At 57.6% G+C, this 16,490-nt stretch carries 17 protein-coding genes and 2 pseudogenes; 4 read left to right on the forward strand and 15 right to left on the reverse strand.

Going from position 1 to position 16,490, the window contains the following annotated elements; translation table 11 throughout:
• Window positions 1-513: 513 nt before the first annotated feature.
• From ABVK50_RS04300 to ABVK50_RS04310, 3 genes are all read right to left on the reverse strand, one after another.
• A complete protein-coding gene (locus ABVK50_RS04300; protein ID WP_353642691.1) occupies window positions 514-1,098 on the reverse strand; it encodes an effector protein NopP in 585 nt (194 codons plus the stop codon).
• Window positions 1,099-1,750: 652 nt separating this feature from the next.
• On the reverse strand, window positions 1,751-2,044 hold the full coding sequence (locus ABVK50_RS04305; RefSeq protein WP_353642690.1) for an integrase core domain-containing protein: 294 nt from the start codon (window positions 2,042-2,044) through the stop codon (window positions 1,751-1,753).
• 96 nt (window positions 2,045-2,140) lie between these two features.
• Window positions 2,141-2,995: a hypothetical protein gene (locus tag ABVK50_RS04310; protein WP_353642689.1), complete on the reverse strand. Its 855-nt coding sequence runs from the start codon at window positions 2,993-2,995 to the stop codon at window positions 2,141-2,143.
• A 185-nt stretch (window positions 2,996-3,180) separates the two neighbouring features.
• Here ABVK50_RS04310 and ABVK50_RS04315 point away from each other — a divergent pair.
• Window positions 3,181-4,319, forward strand: a protein-coding gene (locus tag ABVK50_RS04315) for an IS3 family transposase (protein WP_353642688.1) whose coding sequence is annotated in 2 segments (ribosomal slippage) — window positions 3,181-3,439 and window positions 3,439-4,319 — 1,140 coding nt in all. Because the reading frame shifts where the segments join, the coding sequence is not laid out codon by codon here.
• A gap of 237 nt (window positions 4,320-4,556) precedes the next feature.
• On the opposite strand, the gene ABVK50_RS04320 is transcribed toward ABVK50_RS04315, so the two are convergent.
• From ABVK50_RS04320 to sctL, 9 genes are all read right to left on the reverse strand, one after another.
• A complete protein-coding gene (locus tag ABVK50_RS04320; protein ID WP_353642687.1) occupies window positions 4,557-4,955 on the reverse strand; it encodes a hypothetical protein in 399 nt (132 codons plus the stop codon).
• A 141-nt stretch (window positions 4,956-5,096) separates the two neighbouring features.
• Window positions 5,097-6,134, reverse strand: coding sequence for an EscU/YscU/HrcU family type III secretion system export apparatus switch protein (locus ABVK50_RS04325; RefSeq protein ID WP_353642686.1), 1,038 nt, complete (start codon window positions 6,132-6,134; stop codon window positions 5,097-5,099).
• Window positions 6,131-6,949 (reverse strand): type III secretion system export apparatus subunit SctT, encoded by an 819-nt coding sequence (sctT, locus tag ABVK50_RS04330; protein WP_353642685.1) that lies wholly within the window; start codon window positions 6,947-6,949, stop codon window positions 6,131-6,133. The genes ABVK50_RS04325 and sctT overlap by 4 nt, the downstream gene beginning before the upstream one ends.
• An 8-nt stretch (window positions 6,950-6,957) precedes the next feature.
• Window positions 6,958-7,233 (reverse strand): EscS/YscS/HrcS family type III secretion system export apparatus protein, encoded by a 276-nt coding sequence (locus tag ABVK50_RS04335; RefSeq protein WP_353646025.1) that lies wholly within the window; start codon window positions 7,231-7,233, stop codon window positions 6,958-6,960.
• Between the two features lie 2 nt (window positions 7,234-7,235).
• Window positions 7,236-7,901 (reverse strand): type III secretion system export apparatus subunit SctR, encoded by a 666-nt coding sequence (gene sctR / locus ABVK50_RS04340; RefSeq protein WP_353642684.1) that lies wholly within the window; start codon window positions 7,899-7,901, stop codon window positions 7,236-7,238.
• Complete coding sequence (gene sctQ, locus ABVK50_RS04345; RefSeq protein WP_353642683.1) at window positions 7,894-8,958, reverse strand: type III secretion system cytoplasmic ring protein SctQ; 1,065 nt, start codon at window positions 8,956-8,958, stop codon at window positions 7,894-7,896. The genes sctR and sctQ overlap by 8 nt, the downstream gene beginning before the upstream one ends.
• 27 nt (window positions 8,959-8,985) lie before the next feature.
• On the reverse strand, window positions 8,986-9,522 hold the full coding sequence (locus ABVK50_RS04350) for a hypothetical protein (RefSeq protein WP_353642682.1): 537 nt from the start codon (window positions 9,520-9,522) through the stop codon (window positions 8,986-8,988).
• Window positions 9,498-10,856 carry a type III secretion system ATPase SctN gene (sctN, locus tag ABVK50_RS04355; RefSeq protein ID WP_353642681.1) on the reverse strand — a complete coding sequence of 453 codons (1,359 nt, stop codon included), beginning with the start codon at window positions 10,854-10,856 and terminating at the stop codon, window positions 9,498-9,500. Before sctN ends, ABVK50_RS04350 begins: the two co-directional genes overlap by 25 nt.
• The gene (sctL, locus tag ABVK50_RS04360) at window positions 10,853-11,476 is read right to left on the reverse strand and encodes a type III secretion system stator protein SctL (RefSeq protein WP_353642680.1); all 624 of its coding nucleotides are present in this window, start codon (window positions 11,474-11,476) and stop codon (window positions 10,853-10,855) included. The genes sctN and sctL overlap by 4 nt, the downstream gene beginning before the upstream one ends.
• 170 nt (window positions 11,477-11,646) lie before the next feature.
• On the opposite strand from sctL, the gene ABVK50_RS04365 reads away from it, so the two are divergent.
• Entirely contained in the window at window positions 11,647-11,985 is a 339-nt protein-coding gene (locus ABVK50_RS04365) for a hypothetical protein (RefSeq protein WP_353642679.1), read from the forward strand.
• A gap of 127 nt (window positions 11,986-12,112) precedes the next feature.
• On the opposite strand, the gene sctJ is transcribed toward ABVK50_RS04365, so the two are convergent.
• Window positions 12,113-12,973, reverse strand: coding sequence for a type III secretion system inner membrane ring lipoprotein SctJ (gene sctJ, locus ABVK50_RS04370; protein ID WP_353642678.1), 861 nt, complete (start codon window positions 12,971-12,973; stop codon window positions 12,113-12,115).
• Between the two features lie 9 nt (window positions 12,974-12,982).
• On the reverse strand, window positions 12,983-13,486 hold the full coding sequence (locus ABVK50_RS04375; RefSeq protein ID WP_353642677.1) for a nodulation protein NolB: 504 nt from the start codon (window positions 13,484-13,486) through the stop codon (window positions 12,983-12,985).
• Between the two features lie 148 nt (window positions 13,487-13,634).
• Between ABVK50_RS04375 and ABVK50_RS04380 the strand changes: the two are divergent.
• Window positions 13,635-14,329 (forward strand): annotated as a pseudogene (locus tag ABVK50_RS04380) (secretin N-terminal domain-containing protein).
• Between the two features lie 301 nt (window positions 14,330-14,630).
• Window positions 14,631-15,479 carry a host specificity protein gene (locus ABVK50_RS04385; protein ID WP_353642676.1) on the forward strand — a complete coding sequence of 283 codons (849 nt, stop codon included), beginning with the start codon at window positions 14,631-14,633 and terminating at the stop codon, window positions 15,477-15,479.
• Window positions 15,480-15,665: 186 nt separating this feature from the next.
• Here ABVK50_RS04385 and ABVK50_RS04390 read toward each other — a convergent pair.
• Window positions 15,666-15,788, reverse strand: a pseudogene (locus ABVK50_RS04390) (IS5/IS1182 family transposase); the annotation flags it as partial.
• Window positions 15,789-16,490: the final 702 nt, after the last annotated feature.

Below are 16,490 nucleotides of genomic sequence, written 5' to 3' on the forward strand. Positions count from 1 at the left end.
CTCGCGAGCTCCTCGCTTGTGGTGCCCATGAGTTGCGGTGCCAGATGAGTATTAAGCAAATTGAAGGAATTTCCGTCTTGAGCCAAAACGGTAAATGCGAGGCGGTGTACGAGCTGCCGGCCACGTAACTCAACTACAGCAAGAGGCCGAGCGGAGCTGCCACGTATCTGAAGTTAGACGTGACAGAGCGCTCCGCCGTCGTCGGGCTCGCTCCGAAATCAATCCGGAAGATCGTCCGCGAAGAGGCGGTGTCCCGTCCCTAATTCGGTTCGCTTGCCTGCTGCAGCCACCATGCGCATTCATGCCGCAGTTCATCTTCCCGGCGAGCGGGGCTGCATTGCTGCGGCTCTGCTGGCGCGGGAGCAGGGTGCTGGAGCCAAGCAATCGCACCGGAGTGTTTTCTACGGCGACGAATCGAACCAATCGCCGGGAATCCAAAACAATACTCGGATTTCAATCTCTTGAAGACGGGGGCGCACGGCAACGGTTGCAAAGTCCGGCGGCGCCCGTCGATCACATGAAGTCATCCTCGAACGAGTATCTAGGTGAACTTGGTAAACTCTCGACATCACTGCTCTCGCTACCCTCAGTTTTGCAGAGGTAGCGCGGCGGTTTGTCTGCACGCTGCCATTCGCCGGCACTGTTCTTCGTCCACTTTTCGGGATGTTGGGTAGGGTCAAGGACCATGTCGCCATCACCTACCTCAACAAACCCCATCATCGCTGCGCGGGCTTGCGCTTCTGGATTAGCGGCGCGCCAATTCAGCAATGGCAGGTCGCCGTCCATCCGAAGTTGATGCTCCAGCAGTATATCGCCTGCGTTCTCGACGAGCGGATGAGCCACCTGAAAATCGACTATGGAGGTGATCTCAGTTCGACCAGGAAATTGATGGCGCCAATTTGCGGATTCGAACTCAGTCATGCTGAAGCCGCCTTCCGTTCTCATCAGTCCGGCACTCTGGTTTCCCAATTGATAGCTGAAATATCGCGCGTGCTCCGAATCTCGACGGATGCCATATTGCCTAGCAACCTCCGCAGTACGTCTGGCCCGTGAGGATACGAATTGCGAATACTCCCGTGGATTGTCGGCAATGTGCATGATTTTTTCGCCATGAAATTGCCTCACCTGACTCCTGAAAGAAGACCTGTCGATCTCTACCACCGGAGGTCTGGGATGAAGCGAATACGATTGCGTAGCCGCCGACGATGAACCGCCGCTGGAATCCGATCCAGCTAAGTCCATGCGGGTAAACGTGTCCGCGAACTGTTGGGTTTGTGCATCCGTTTGCCTATTCGCACTGCGCGTGTAGTGGCGATCGGACGAGCCACCAATTCGACCATGCATAATACCGCACTCCTGTGTTTAGCATTAGGTTGAGGCTAGTTTGGCCCACAGCCTCCCTAGGTAGTCGGTTTGGTTGACGACCAGCTGACGAAGGCGTTCTCCCTGATGCAGGCGAATTCCGAACTGCCGTTAGGGTTTTGTTGAGATCAGGCTGCGACCTGCGCCGGCCGGCCAAGGCCGCCGGTCAGGTCGACTGAACTTTTCGAGTCTTGCTGGCTGCCAATCTGCCGACCAAGCGGCGAGCGAGAACGTCGCCTAGCCACGGTTGGGGATCAGCCGCCGAGTTAGGAGCCCCTTCCTGGCGCCCACCGCCAATAAGTGCCCGAGATGCGCGGAAGCGTAGTAGCTGGGACCTGATCGAACAGTTGGCGTCCGGAGATCGGCCGGCTCCGCCTATCGGATGGGCTCAGGCGGCGATTATTTTCTCCCTCGCGAGCGGCACGGCGTCAAGGAAAGCCTGCATCGGCGTCCTGCCGAAGCAGCACCGCCCCTCATGCGGCCGCGCCTCATTGTAGCTCCTGACCCATTCATCCAGAATGGCCTTCAGTTCGGCGACCGAGCCGAAGATCTTCTTACGGAAGGCGACGCGATAGAAACCCGTCCAGCACCGTCTGTGGAAGCGTTCGGCGGTTCCGTTCGTTTGCGGATTCTTGGTCCTGGAATGGTCAACTTCGGACTTCCGGCAAGCGGAACTCGCCATCCTCCAGCCGCTTCGCGTAAAGGCAAACCACGGTGCCAGTCCCAGAAGATCAGCTTGATCCGATCCGCACAGCTCGTTTCATTGTACATCCTCTTGTCAGAGTCCGGGCAGCCGGATCATCCTATCATGTTGATAATCAATGTGGTTTTTGGCTCGACGTTCGATCACGCGCTGCACCGCTAGGCGTACTGTTTCCGAGCTTAGCGCCTCGACAGGAACTAACCATTGCGAGCCCTTGATTGCCTGTGTTGCCGGCAAGATGCCCTTCAGCACCAAGCTCTTTGCTGATCCGACACAAATTCCAAAATGTTCCGCAGCCTTCGCAAGGCCGATCGTTTGACCGTCCGATGATGCGGGGTCGTAGTCCGGCAAGCCCAAGCGTTCGCGCGTTTCCCGCACGCGAACGGTCGTCCAGGTCTCGCCGTCGCCGGTCTTACAGCGCATCCGATTGAGCGACACGGTGAGCTCTCGATCGGGCCAACGACCAGCGAGTTTGCGAAGTGCGTCAACGGCAGTGGGTGCCAAATCCCCCGGATATCGGCCCGTCTTGACGCGAGCAACACGAACGTCCGTGTGCCGGCCGCCGGTCCAGTGGATGAGTAGAACCGCCTCATTGGTGTTCTTATCGAGATCGCAAACAATCTCTCGGACAACGATGTGAACCAGTCGCTGCTTGGTGCGTGTGTCCGTGGACGTTGCATTCCAAACCCGCGGCAGATCATGCGCAAGTTGCAGAAGCAGGGCGCGGTCGATTTTGGGACTTTCCGCCGACGCGGCGCGCAATTCCGTGATGCGGCTTTCAAGCTCGGCTACCCGTTCCAATGCACCGTTCCAGCGCGCCTCCAGTTCACGGGCCACATGGCGCTTGGCAGGATCCACAAGCTCGTATCGGCGCGCTGCAAGAGATGCTTCGTAGCCTGCGACTTCAAGCTCCCGTTCGACGGCGGCCATGATGTCTTTTCTCGAGCGCTCAACTTGGTCGGACGCCAATATCGCTGCTTCGACAGCCCGATCGGAGACCGCCTCAAGGATCTGCAGCGCAACCGCACGATAGAGCTGGATCGGGAAATTTGGACAGGGGTTATGAGTGGAATTTCTGCCTGAACACGGCATAGAAGCCGGGAACAGGAGAGACCATGACGAAACGCCCCCGCCGTAATCACAGCCCTGAGTTCAAGGCGAAAGTTGCGCTTGCTGCAATCCGCGGCGAGCGGACCCTTATCGAGTTGTCGCAGCAATTCGATGTGCATCCCAACCAGATCAAGCAATGGAAGGACCTCCTCCTGGAGGGAGCATCTGGGGTGTTTGGCGCGGATGGGAAGGCCGAACCGGCGGCTCCGATCGTGGACGTGAAGACGCTGCATGCGAAGATCGGCGAACTGACGCTGGAGAACGATTTTTTAGAGGGAGCGCTCAACAAGGCCGGGCTGTTGAGCGCAAAGAAATGATCGACCGCAACCACGCTCTGTCGCTCACCCGCCAGGCCCGCGCGCTCGGGATCAGCCGGGGCAGCGTCTATTATCTGCCGCGACCTCCCTCGGCCGCCGAAATTACGCTGATGCACCGGATCGACAGATTGCATCTCGACTACCCCTTTGCGGGAAGCCGGATGCTACAAGGGCTTTTGAATGCGGATGGCCACAGCGTTGGCCGGCGTCACGTAGCCACGCTGATGAGGAAAATGGGCATCGAGGCTCTTTACCGTCGCCCCAACACCTCGAAGCCGGCGCCGGGCCACAAGGTCTATCCCTACCTCTTGCGCAATCTGCCGGTCACCCGACCCAACCAGGCCTGGGCGATGGACATCACCTACATCCCGATGGCGCGCGGCTTCGTCTATCTGGCCGCCGTCGTTGATTGGTTCAGCCGACGCGTGCTGTCCTGGCGGCTGTCGATCACGCTGGAGGCCGCGTTCTGCATCGAGGCCGTCGAAGAGGCGCTGGCCCGATACGGCAAGCCCGACATCTTCAACACCGACCAGGGAAGCCAGTTCACCTCCATCAACTTCATCAAGACCCTGACGGATGCCGACGTGAAAATCAGCATGGACGGAAAAGGAGCCTGGCGCGACAACGTCTTCGTCGAGCGGCTATGGAGGACTATCAAATATGAGGAGGTCTACCTGCATGCCTATACCAGCGTGCCGGAGGCCCGGACCGGGATCGCCCGGTATCTGATCTTTTACAATACCAGACGTCCTCATTCATCGCTTGACCGGAAGACACCGGATCAGGCCTACTTCAACATGCCAAAGCCAATCCTCGCAGCGGCATGACAGAGGCGGAAATCCACTTACAAAACCCCGCCAAACTGTTCAGACAAACGAAGCCACCTCTCGGCGATCGCGATCACTCCCGAAAGGTGGCCTCGAAAACCCGAAACACTGCTTACCTTTGTCATGTCCGGTGTCCTCATCGAACGCCGAGGCGGGGACGCTGCGCAACCCGACCGCTCCGCGCCCAGCCTCGGCTCCCGCTTCAGCTATGACACCGTCTGTCAGATTAAGTCTTAACTATTGCAGCGGAAGCCATTGCACGGCCCATAACGACGAATTCCCGCACCGCGGGGCAGGTTCTCCAGCCGGCACATCGTCGAGTGGGAGGCCAGATCCCGACCCCGAATGCAGCGCATACCGGGCCATCGTCAAGATCGGATTGGAGCGCAACCGGTTGGCATCATTGCCATCCTCATAACCGGCGGCAATCATCTTCATGCGGAAGCCGGTGATATCCGCCAGGCTGTGGAGGACGTTGTACGGGCAGCGCGGATGGTCGATAAATGCGCGCCAGACTGTCCGGCCAGAGGCGAAGACACTGTTGTTGGACGACAGCATGCCGCCGTCGAAACGGGCGAAGCAGTCCTTGCCGCCGACTGGTGACAAACCGCTCAGCGGCAGCGTAGGATCGATCATCGCGGTGCAGTCTCGGGAAGAGCGCGGATCGGCGTAGGCAAATCATCTTTCAATGGCTTGCACCACATACGTGTCAAATCTTCAGTTCAAGTTCGCTTGACAATCCACCAACCCCCGAGAATTTTTCAGGCTAGACTGGGACTAAGCCAAGCCTGCGGCGAAGAGTGCTCTCGCCACGGGCTCGAAATATTGCCCAGGAACAGGGTCGCCCAGTTTCGCTTTGCTGATGAGCTGATGCGCTAGGACATGGTCATCGACAATTTGGAGACGTAGCGCCCGAGCCTCGCTAAGCAGGTGTGCAACGCGCTCGCCTTCGGCGCGGCAAACCAGGACCGGGACCCCCGTCTTACCACGAACGTAGCGTATACCGATCAGTATCGCCCTTCCTTTGAAGACCAGCGTGGCGTGATGCACACCAAGGGGAGGATCGTCTGCTGTCTCGTCGCGGATGCGACGTCGTTCACCGATCAACTCGGGCGCCCCTTGCTGATCCTTCACCTCGCGCGTGACTTCAGTCTGGGTCATCCGCATTTCGCGCAGAAACAACGCACGCTGCAAAAGGAGATCAATCATGCCGGCGGCTAGAAGTGCGCCGGCGCCAATTCCGATCAGCAGTTTGGCCTCCGCAAAGACAAGTCCCAGACAGCCCATGCCACAGACTGGCAGATAGACCATCGTCTTCCACATGCCGAGAAGGCAAAGGGAAAAGATAGCGCTGAGAACGAATACCTTAAACAGCGTCTTGCCAAGTTCGACGATGGAACGCGCAGACACCAGGCGCTTCAGCCCTTGAAAAGGATCGATTTTCTCAAAATTGGGCTTCATTGGTTCGAGAGAGAAAACAAATCCACCATTGGCTAGCAAGCTGGCCAAAATCACCGCAGCGACTAGGGTCCCAAGCAGCGGGCCAACAGTTGCCAGCGTGAGTTCGAGGAGCACAACCAGCGCCTGCCGGACCGCGAGATCGAAAGGCAGATTCTGCAGCTTGTCAGCAAACAGCAGCACTTCGCGGGACTTATCTTCGATTGCGCTGCCTCTTAGCCATAGGTACCCGAGCCCGGCGCAAGTGCCGACCGCCCGAACGAAATCAGAGCTACGTGGCAGCTGCCCTTTTTTGCGCGCTTCGTTTAGCTTCTTGGGGGTGGCGGCGTGTGTCTTCTCTTCACTGGTGTCGCTCATCTCAGCAACTTATCGAACCACTCGAGCGCGCCATTCGCCTGTGTGATCTCCAGTTTCATGCCCTCGACCAGATAGGCGGCGTAGGTGACCATGATGATCGGAAAGACAAGATTCTTGATCGTCGGGGACTGTTGGCTCAATTTGAATTGCGGCGCAAAGCGACGCATTAGCATCATAGATACATCAATCAGAATCATAAAGAACACGACGGGCCCTGAGACCAATAAAGCCATGCGCATAATCTGATCGAGGAGCCCTGATATCTCCATTGCTCCTTGCGTGCTCAATGTAGGGTGAAACCTATACACGGGCCAGATCAAATAGCTGCCATAAAGGGCGCTGATCACAGTTTCCAGCCCCCCTGATGCGACGAAGATGGCAATCGCAGTGATCCCGAGAAAGACTCCCATAGCGGAAGCCTGACTGTTCGTCGCGGGGTCGGACGGAGCGGACGGGCTGGTGATGCCGCGTTGGTTATCGACAAACTCACCGGCCGCCTGAAGACCCCACAAGGGAATGCCAAGAAAAGTGCCAAGCAGTGCGCCGACAAAAACTTCCTTTAATCCGAGCAGAGTTACCTGGATCAAACGTGTTCCAGGATCCAGCGCCTGCAAGCCGTCGCTGACGTGTGCCAGAAATGGTAATCCGAAGGCAACAGCCAGGCAGCCGCGGATCAGCCCATCGGTCTGAGTACGTGTAAATACAGGTAGGATCAGCATAATGCCTATCGCGCGCCCTGCGGCAAGACCAGCTGCAACGGCGAATTCGATAGCTGTATGGATCAGGATTTGAATCTCGGCCGGTGATGCATACATGGCGGAGACTAGTAGCTAAGTGTCATGGCGGGAAACTCGGTAAAGATCTGGTTGGCCAACTCTATCAGCGGGGCGCTCAGCACAGGAGCAAACAAGCCAATCACCGCGACAACGACCAGAAGCTTCACGGTGAGTGGCAAACTTTCATCCTGGATCTGCGTCGCGGCCTGGATGATGCCAATGACGAGGCCAACGACCACCGATGCAGTGAGCGGCGGCAGAATCCAGATCATGAACACCACCAACGATTGACTCATAAGAGTGACGATACTGGGTTCAGCGATAATCAACCTCCCGGTATTGTGTAACTCAACACAAGTCCGTGCATCAATTTCGACCAGCCATCGATAGCGACGAACACGAAGAGTTTGAAAGGGACAGATATAAGTGTTGGCGATACCATAGACATACCCATGGCCATCAAAATTGTCGTAACAATAAGATCAATAGCGATAAATGGAAGATAAAGGAGAAAGCCGATCTCAAACGCGCGCTTTAGTTCTGATATTAGAAAAGAGGGCACCAGAATGGAGAGATCATCAGAGGTGGCTGTGGCACGCATTTCCTCTGGCCAGACTTTTTCAGTGGAGGAGAGGAAAAATTGTCGCTGCTCTTCATTTGTGAACTTTTTAAGATGGTCACGCAGGGGCTCACTGCCGGAATTGGCAGCGCTTACCCAGTCGTCGAGGGTCTGATAACGTAGCTTCGGATCAGTCATCCGGTCATAAGTCTGTTCAACAACGGGCGCGCTAACGAACATGGTGAGGATCAATGCCACGGCGTACAGCACTATGTTAGGTGGTATTGTCTGAGTCCCGAGCGCATTGCGAACGAGGAAAAGAACAACCGATAACTTTACAAAAGCCGTGGTCGTAACGACTACTAGAACCAGCAGACCCAGTCCGGCGGTAATCGCAAGAAGCGCCAGGATTGTCGGCTGAACTTCAGTCATTGCATGTCAAGCCGCCAAGGAGCCTGATGCCCAGCGCATCCCCAATGCGCACGATGTCGCCACGCCCGATACACTGACCATTCGCAAGTATGTCGACGGGACCGTCGATCGGCCGTCCAAGTTCGAAAATATGACCTTCGCCGGCATTTCTTAATTCCCCTAGAGGAATAGGCCAGCGACCGCATTCAAAGACAAGCACGATCTCGACATCGTCGAGATCCTCCGTCAGCCCTAGTTGCGATCCAGGTTGTGTCATATGCGCATTCTCCAAAGAACATGATCGCGGACGGAAAGGCCCCCGCAGGACGAACTGGTCGCCCTCGAGATCTGCACCGGCCCACAACTGGCCGAAAGATAGGGTGATCTCGCCGCGGCCGAACGACGCCATGTCCGGCAACAGAGCATCACCGACACATGCCTTTCGAAGAAGCGACATAGGAACGCGCAGCGTGCCGATCTCTCCTGCAACTACGATCGGGAGGTCTGGAGACACCCCGCGCGGCTGTCGCGGTAACTGGGCAAGCAGTTCGCCTAACGCGCGAAACGCAGACGGCACCAAGTCGCCAAGATGCGCGAACAGGAAGAGACGACCCGCGCCGCTGATCGGGCCGAAGACGATATCCAGTTCGAGATAAGGAGCCAGTGTCATGGCTTCACACACGCGCACGAGTTGCACGTTCAACTGCGTCTTATCCTCCAATCGAGCGACAAGCGGCTCAAGTGCAAGTTCCAGAAGAAGCGAAGCAGTTGGTTCGGAAGGGAAAGTCAGCCCATTCTGCACTGTAGCGATGAGGCCCTCCACAAGCGGCCGCGATATGGACAGGACGACCATCTCAGCTCCGACCTTCCAAATGCAGTCAAGCATTGGAATGCCGGCAGATTTCTCTTGCCAGACAAGCCCTGCCACACGCACCGATAGCGGCACGTCGCTGATCCGGCTCTGAAACGGGCTGCGGGAAGCCGCTGTGTCATTGAGCCACGACACGACCTCATGGGACAGTGTCAGCACTGGTTCAAATATAGAGGGCCTCACCATAGCCGTTGCCAAAAATTGCACGATTGCGTCATGCGGAGGACCCGCGGGTTATCGGATTTCACTGTGCGATATCTGGGCAAGCGGACCTCTCCCATACCGAAGCAGTATCTCATCGTCGGCCTCGATCTCGCCTTCGACCTCCGAATGAATCTCGGCGGCGCGCCGGGCGTCGTCCTCGATTCGTTGCCATTTGTGCGTTGCCGCCGAACACGTGACCCATAAGTCCCTCGTCTCGGACGCCGCTATCTCGGCCTTTTCTTGAGCGATGCGCGCACTAACAAGCATCTGCCGCCTGAAAGTGATCTCAGCCGCAAGCCGCTCAATATGAAGGTGGTGACGGTCGAGCGCGGCGCTGGACAAGTTTTCAAGCGTCATCAGCTCCTGGTAGAGCGCTGCTTCAGCCGTTGAGTAATGCTTCTGTGCGATTGCAAGCTCTCGGGAGGCATTCTGTGCGGCTGAGGTGGCCATATGGCGCTGGGCTTCCTTTTTGGACAGCTGACTAAGAGCACGACGCTCTTGCATTTCCTTCAGGAGCCGCAATCTCAAAGCCTGACCATAATTCATTCGGTCAGACGCGACATCCATGCGACCGTCTCCTCAAATCCTGACGCCTCGTCTTCGCCCTGGCGCAAAAACTCCCTAATCTCGTCGATTGACGACACGGCCCGGTCAGTCAGGGGATCGCCGCCTTCCTTATATTCGCCCACATTGATCAAAAACTCGGTCTCGGCATAGCGCGAGAGGAGTTCACGGAAGAACGATGCTGCCTTGCGATGTGTCCCCGAAACGACCGCATCCATGACGCGACTGCGGCTCTGCAGCACATCGATAGCGGGGAAATGCGATCGCGCCGCAATAACGCGTGAGAGGACAACATGGCCATCGAGAATGCCGCGCGATTCTTCGGCGATTGGATCACCTGTGCCATCGCCTTCCACAAGCACGGTATAGAAAGCCGTGATTGAGCCACGCTCACCCATGCCGGCGCGCTCCAGCAGACCTGGCAACATTCCAAAAACGGAAGGAGGAAAGCCCCGTCGCGTCGGCGGCTCACCCGCAGCAAGGCCTATTTCGCGCATGGCGCGGCAGAAGCGCGTCAGCGAGTCCAGCATGAGAGCAACGCGTAGCCCTTGTTCGCGAAAATATTCCGCGAGCGCTGTCGCCATCGGAGCACATTGCGCCCGCTCAACCGCCGAGCGGTCGGAGGTTTCAACAACAACGACCGTACGGCGAAGGCCCTCCTCGCCAAGGTGCCTCTCGATGAATTCACGAACTTCACGTCCTCGTTCGCCTATGAGCGCGACTACGACAACGTCAGCGGCGGCACCTTTGACGATCTGTGACAATAACGTCGACTTGCCACAACCTGGCTCGCCGTAAATCCCGATCCGCTGGCCCTCGCCGCACGTCAGGAGACCATCCAAGGCACGGACGCCAAGCGGGAATGGCCGGTCGATCATGCGCCGGGTCATTGGATTGGGGGCGCTGCCGTGCAGCGGCCGAGTTTCGGCGGTTTCGATTTGGCCTTTGCCGTCCAGTGGACGGCAACGACTGTCAATTACGCGGCCGAGCAAATTGCCGCCGACCGGTACTTCACGCATTCGTCCAGTGGCCACGACTTCTGCGCGGCTGGACAGCCCCACCAAGTCACCGATCGGCGTCAACAATACGCCATAGTCCAACAGGCCGATTACCTCGGCTTCGAGCGACAGTCCGGTTCGCGGGTCCTGTAGAAGGCAAAGTTCCCCAATGCGAGTGTCTGGCAAGACGGCATGGACCAGCGTGCCGACAGCCCGCGTGATCCTGCCGCGCACGACGCGCGTGTCGATCCGCTCTGCCTTAGCTCTCAAAGACGAAATCGCCGGATCGGCAGCCCAGATTGCAGCGCCGCTATTATGTTCTGATACCGGCGTGGTCACAGTTCGCCTTTTTTGGAAAGAATCCCGAAACCGAGGCGCAACGCGCGCATTTGCGCGTCAAGCCCCAGATCGACATTGCCGTATTCGCTCCACAGCACGCACCGTTGCGGCGACAACGTCGGATCCGGTTCGATCCGAACCCTCGGCCGACCATCTTTTCCGTCGCATCCAGCAAACTCTTGCGTAAGCATGTCCGCTTGCATCGGGCACACGTGGAGGCAAACTTCCGCGCCGCTGTATTGGCGCTCAATGGCGTGACGAACAGCCATCACCAACAGTTCGCCCGGATCGAACGTTCCCACAAGATCGCTTAGTATCTCCATCACGAGCTGCGGCAACTCCTGCTCCAGAACCGCCTTTCGTCGTGCGACTTCGGCGACTGCCTCTGCAATCAGCGCTGCCATTTCCTCGGCGCCAGCATTGAAGCCCTCGCTATGACCGCGCTCCAACTCACGCTGATACGCGGCACGTGCCCATCTGCGGACCCGCTGCTGATGCCGTTCTGCACCGGCACGTGCTTGTGCGGCGCTATTCCAGATTTCGAGCTCGCTAGCCGGTATCAGTGGACCGATTGGGCGCATCTGTGGCGCTGTTGGCGCCACGGAAATATCGGCTGTCATATCAGCGGGTTCTCCGTCTCAAAATGAGCTACTACAAGAGAAAACAGCTGGCCGGAGGCGTTCCCGTGCTCAGGCTCCGGATTTTCTGCCGCGGTCCCCACGGGCAACCGTAGAAGCACGCGGTTACGCTCCATCACCGGCCTGTCATGGAGCCAAGCACCAAGACAGCCATGTCCATCGTGTTCGATTTGCTGCGCGAGTTTTTCCGGATCAGCGATCAATCTGTTCGCGATGGCGTGCGACTGATGTCGGATTCCAAATGCGTGCGCATCAGCGCCGATATGTTCAATAAGCACGCTGAGGTCAGGCTGGGACACAAGTTTAAGCAGCGAACGGGCATGCCATACACTACCCGCAAGGAGGGCAGCCCGATGGGGATCATTCCCGTGCAGAAGGTCAGGCGCCCAGTCGGTGCGGCTCGACTCCGAGTCGTTCTCAAGCAGCAATTCTGTCAGTTTGCGGTGCAGTCTGGGACACTGCTGCAACTGTGCCAACGTCGCAGCCGATAACGCCGGATCAAGACGCGCTGCAAGACGAGTCGGATGGGCCGAAGCAGCAAGCTCGCTACAGCCCAAGGCAGGCAATTGGAACGAACCATCAGTTTGGGCAGTCTGTATCGGCATTGGCATTGACATGTCACTTAGGCGCTATCGCCGGTGTTTTTTTGCGGATGGCCTCGACAGCAGAAACACCCGACCGCCGCTCGAGCTTGGAAAGTTCGCCCGATGGTTGGCTGCGCCGGCGGCTAAGAGCGCTGGCTAAGAGATAGCACGCCACTGCAAATACGGCTGCGGCAATGCCGATCACGGTTGCCAGAAGTGGCGCTGGAACGGGCCTGGATGCTTGGGCCAAAACAGTTGCAGGCATGGGCCGTTGCTCATGCGCGGGCCGCTCCACCGGGACCAAAACCACCTCTACCTTGTCGTAGGACAACCCTTCGATGCTGTCGGCGACGAGCATCTTTATCTTCGGCAGCAGAACCGAGAGATTTGCTTTGGCGTCGTGCCTGATAAAAACCGAGGCCGAGGACGGCGTGGCGCCTGCCCGCAAAAGGTCGTTATGCGGCAGAACTACATGAACACGCACCGATAACACTCCATCGATATCGCTGATCGTGCGCGACAGCTCTTCGCTCAGTGCGTACACGTAACGGGCACGCTCCTCAGTTGGCGAGGCAATCAGGCCTGATCCGTCGAATATCTGGCCGAGGTTCTTGAAGGACTGGCGCGGCAACCCCTTGCCATTCAGGAGGTTGATTGAGAAAGCAAGCAGCTTTTCGTCAACCTGGATCGTGCTGGTCCCATCTTTGGCAACCACCCGGACCGCAGCAACCCCGTTGTCCATCAGAAGGGCGAGCATCTCGTTCGCCTCGCGCTCCTGCAGTTGCGTGTAGAGGTCGACCTTGCAACCACTAAGGGCCACGAGAAGTGGCACGACAAGGCGAAGCGATCGCCGACCAGACCTTCCACGCATGATTTCGACGGCTAAGCCAGTCATGGCCGCGGCTCAGCCTTCCTTTAGAAGCTTATTCACCGATGAGGTGATGCCGCTGACACCTTTGGAAACAAGAGCAATCTGGGTGACGCCGTTGTAAAGATCCCGCAGACCAGCGATCATCGCTTCGAAATCATGCCTCCCTTGCGGAAGGGCCGACATCCCGGTTCCCGTGCCACCTTCGGCAGGTAGCTTCTGCTGCGGCCCAGGGTGGGCACCGCTCAAAAGAACTACCTGATGGTCGGGCGCGGCCGAACTGACGATATTATTCGAGTACATCGAAGAAATCGTCCGCAACACGCGATCGCCCAGGGCGCTCGTCTGCGTAGCCGCGCGTTGAACATCCATCGCCGGAGGAACAGGCACCCTCGGTGGCGCCCAGGCGGCGTCGTTTTTCAGCGGGTCGGACGCATGCGCTAGCGCGCGCTCAAACTGGGCCTGCTCGCTGAACGACGGTGAGCCGGCCCTGGGCAGGTAGTCCGTTGGGGTGGCAGTGATCGACGTGATAGGCATCATAATGCAAGGACTCAATTGCTTCCGCTTGACCGACGTCTAGGCGGCCGAGCTGACGACAATCTGACTAATGGTCTGGCAGTCAGTTAAAAGTCATACTGAGCGACTTAGTCACTTGTGAAAATTTCAGACTTTGGTTTATCAGTGCGAGATGCTGAGAGCTCTCATCCAATCCGTCTCCCTGCACGTTTTGAGACTTCTGTGTGCGGGGTTTTTCTAGCCACCGGAATCCACGGAACTCTCGGGGTCCCTTTATCGCTCTCCAAGACACCTTACAGGTATACGGTTCTCGATCAGGATCTCTCTACCGCGCTGCAGGAATTCGGCAACAACATGAATATCCGGGTCAATATTAGCGCTGAGGTGAAGGGACGGATTCGCGGGAGCATGCCGGGTTTGCCACCGCGCGAGTTCCTCGACCGCTTGGCCAACCTGTACGGTCTGCAATGGTACTTCGATGGGCTTGTCCTCTACGTGTCATCCGCAAAAGAATCGCAAACTCGCATGCTGGTGTTGACTTCGATTCGCTTCAATGCGCTCAAGGAGGCCCTTGACGAGCTTGAGATCTCCGATAATCGCTACGTCGTGAGACCCGCGCCGGGAGATGGCCTCGTTTTGGTTTCCGGTCCGCCGCGCTTCACCGCGCTCGTGGAGCAGACGTTCAACGGTCTCGTCGCGGAAGCACAGGCGCGCATGCCTGAAACGCCGCCAAGGGAATCGGTCCTAACACTGTTTCGGGGCTCCTCCACCATGGTCGTCCGCAACGGATTTCCTGAAGCCGCTTATTCGTCCGATGTGCCGCAGCAGGATGGTGTTGGCGGGAAGCCAGAGCCACGCCAAAAATGAAATCTGCGGTCGCAGCTTCGGGACAAATCATCACCGCGGCCACGTCAAGTTGTGAATTCTTCTGAACTCGTCAGTTTGCCGAAAGCTCAACCGCCCATGGTGAGGGCCGGCAGCTTCAGCGATATCTCCGGCCATTGTGCTGGATTTGCACTTGGAGCTGGCGCAGACGAGGCAATTTGAAGCAAAGCAGGGGTTTTCGTCCCGGCCGAGTTCGCAAGAGCTTGATATCAAAACATCCTTTTTGATTCAGGCTCTTAAGTAGACCGATATTGACTACAGTGCAGATATGGAGAGCGATCGCGTGTATAGCAGAATCACTGGTTCATCCAGCCAACCTACAAGCGCAGGCCATGTCGATGAATCGGAGCAGGCAGCAGATAATCAGAGGTTTACGGAATCGCTTGCAGGCGCGGGGACTAGTTCGTCGTCAGCGACACGGCCGTATTCCCTCACCCCCGAACCTCCTATCTACGAGATGGACAGTGATGAGTTCAGGCAAGAGTTGAGGGATTTCTATGGTGTCGATGTCAAGCACATAGCCGATAATCCTCAAGAGTACTCGGATTTCGTGTCCTCAAAAGCCGAGCGCACCGCAATTGTCGCTAGAGCAGGTGCGACCGTAGATGACGAGGCGGGTTCGAAGTACTTCAGCTACCAGTTGGGCGATAAGAGCGTCGGGCTCCTAAGGACGGACCCAGGATTCCGCATCAAAGGGGAAGAGTGGCAGAAGGAATACTTTCCGGACCGAAAAAACATTTCATCGGTCGTGGCCCTTCGAGTTGCGCACCCGCTCGTTGAGAACGCCGGCGATGTTCTGCTCGAACATCAACTTCGGCTCGACGGCAAGAAGCCTTTGATCATGTCACGTCCTGCTAACGATGCGGCGAAGCCCCGTCTGGAGCAGATGGGCTTTGTTGACGTGGGGGAGAACCAGTTCGTGCTTGACCCTAGACGGTCCGATAAGTGGACGATGAACAACGAGGGTGAATGGCAGCGGGCAGGCAAGCCTCGACTGTATCTTCAAGCCGAGAGCGAGGATCCCGTTGAACGAAGTAGCGACGAAGGATATGTCGAGACAGATTCGTCCGACGATGATCCTTCTTGGTTCTTGGAGCGGGCGCTCAATTTCCGCGGAGGACCGGCTGGCTGAGATTCTCGATAGACGGACGGAACGTGCATGAAGGCTATCATGTTTCGTGCCCCGCGTACCGGGCGCGAACGGGATAACCGAAGCGATTCGTACCGATGTGAGGGGCGTCCAATTGAAGAGCTGGAGCAGTGGGCGTTGGTGCATCGATCGGGGCATTCGGCGCAGGTCAATCTATGATGCGATTTGTTATGCCTTTTTTGCTTGGCGGCGGACAGACTCCGGGCATCCGCACGCCAGCATTTGGTTGAGAACGTCGCAACCGATGGCAACCTCGGTCTGCTGAGCGGGAAAAGAACGCGCCCGTAGGCGTCAAGAGCATTGAGAGCCAGATAACCCGATCCCTTTTGGTCGCGCGATCGAGACTTGTCGCCATCCGCCGTGATCTCGAGAACCAGGTTCGATCGATGCTGAAGGAATATGGACTGCAGTTCGGCCGCTCGATCGGCGCGCAGTTCCGGCGAAAGGTCGTAGAGCTGATTGCCGACGGGCATTCCAGCCGGCTTCAATTCGGAATGCCGGCCGGTTTCATTTCGGAATTGTGGGCAGCTTCAATCGGAACGGTGGCCGGCTTCAAGTCGGAATACCCGGCCGGAATAAATCGGAATTCGCATACCGACATTCCACGCAAAAGATGCCTGCAATCCTGCTTCGTCCTCTATCTGGCGGGAGCAAGTGACTGTTTTGAGCGCGGCGGGCACGTTGCGGTTCGCACACGGGATCGGTGGGCAGGACGATGCGCGTCGCATCCTGCCAATCGGCACCTTCGCTATCCGCGCACAGCAGGCGCAGGTAAGTGGCCGAGCAAACCACTTCTTCCGCCAAATTGAATTTTTGGCGATCTCCAACCGGCGCTTGGCAAGAGGATCGGCTGAACTTTCGCCAAAATGCGTTTAGAGACGATGTCCCGGCGCGCCGATCGCATCTTCCAGGCCGGCTTACAGACGGTTCGGAGAGAGGGACCGACGGACTGGCCGATCCTGAAAGCGGAGGAGGTCGTCGTCGCCCTGATCC

Source organism: Mesorhizobium sp. WSM2240, from assembly GCF_040438645.1.
Classification (GTDB): Bacteria; Pseudomonadota; Alphaproteobacteria; order Rhizobiales; family Rhizobiaceae; genus Allomesorhizobium.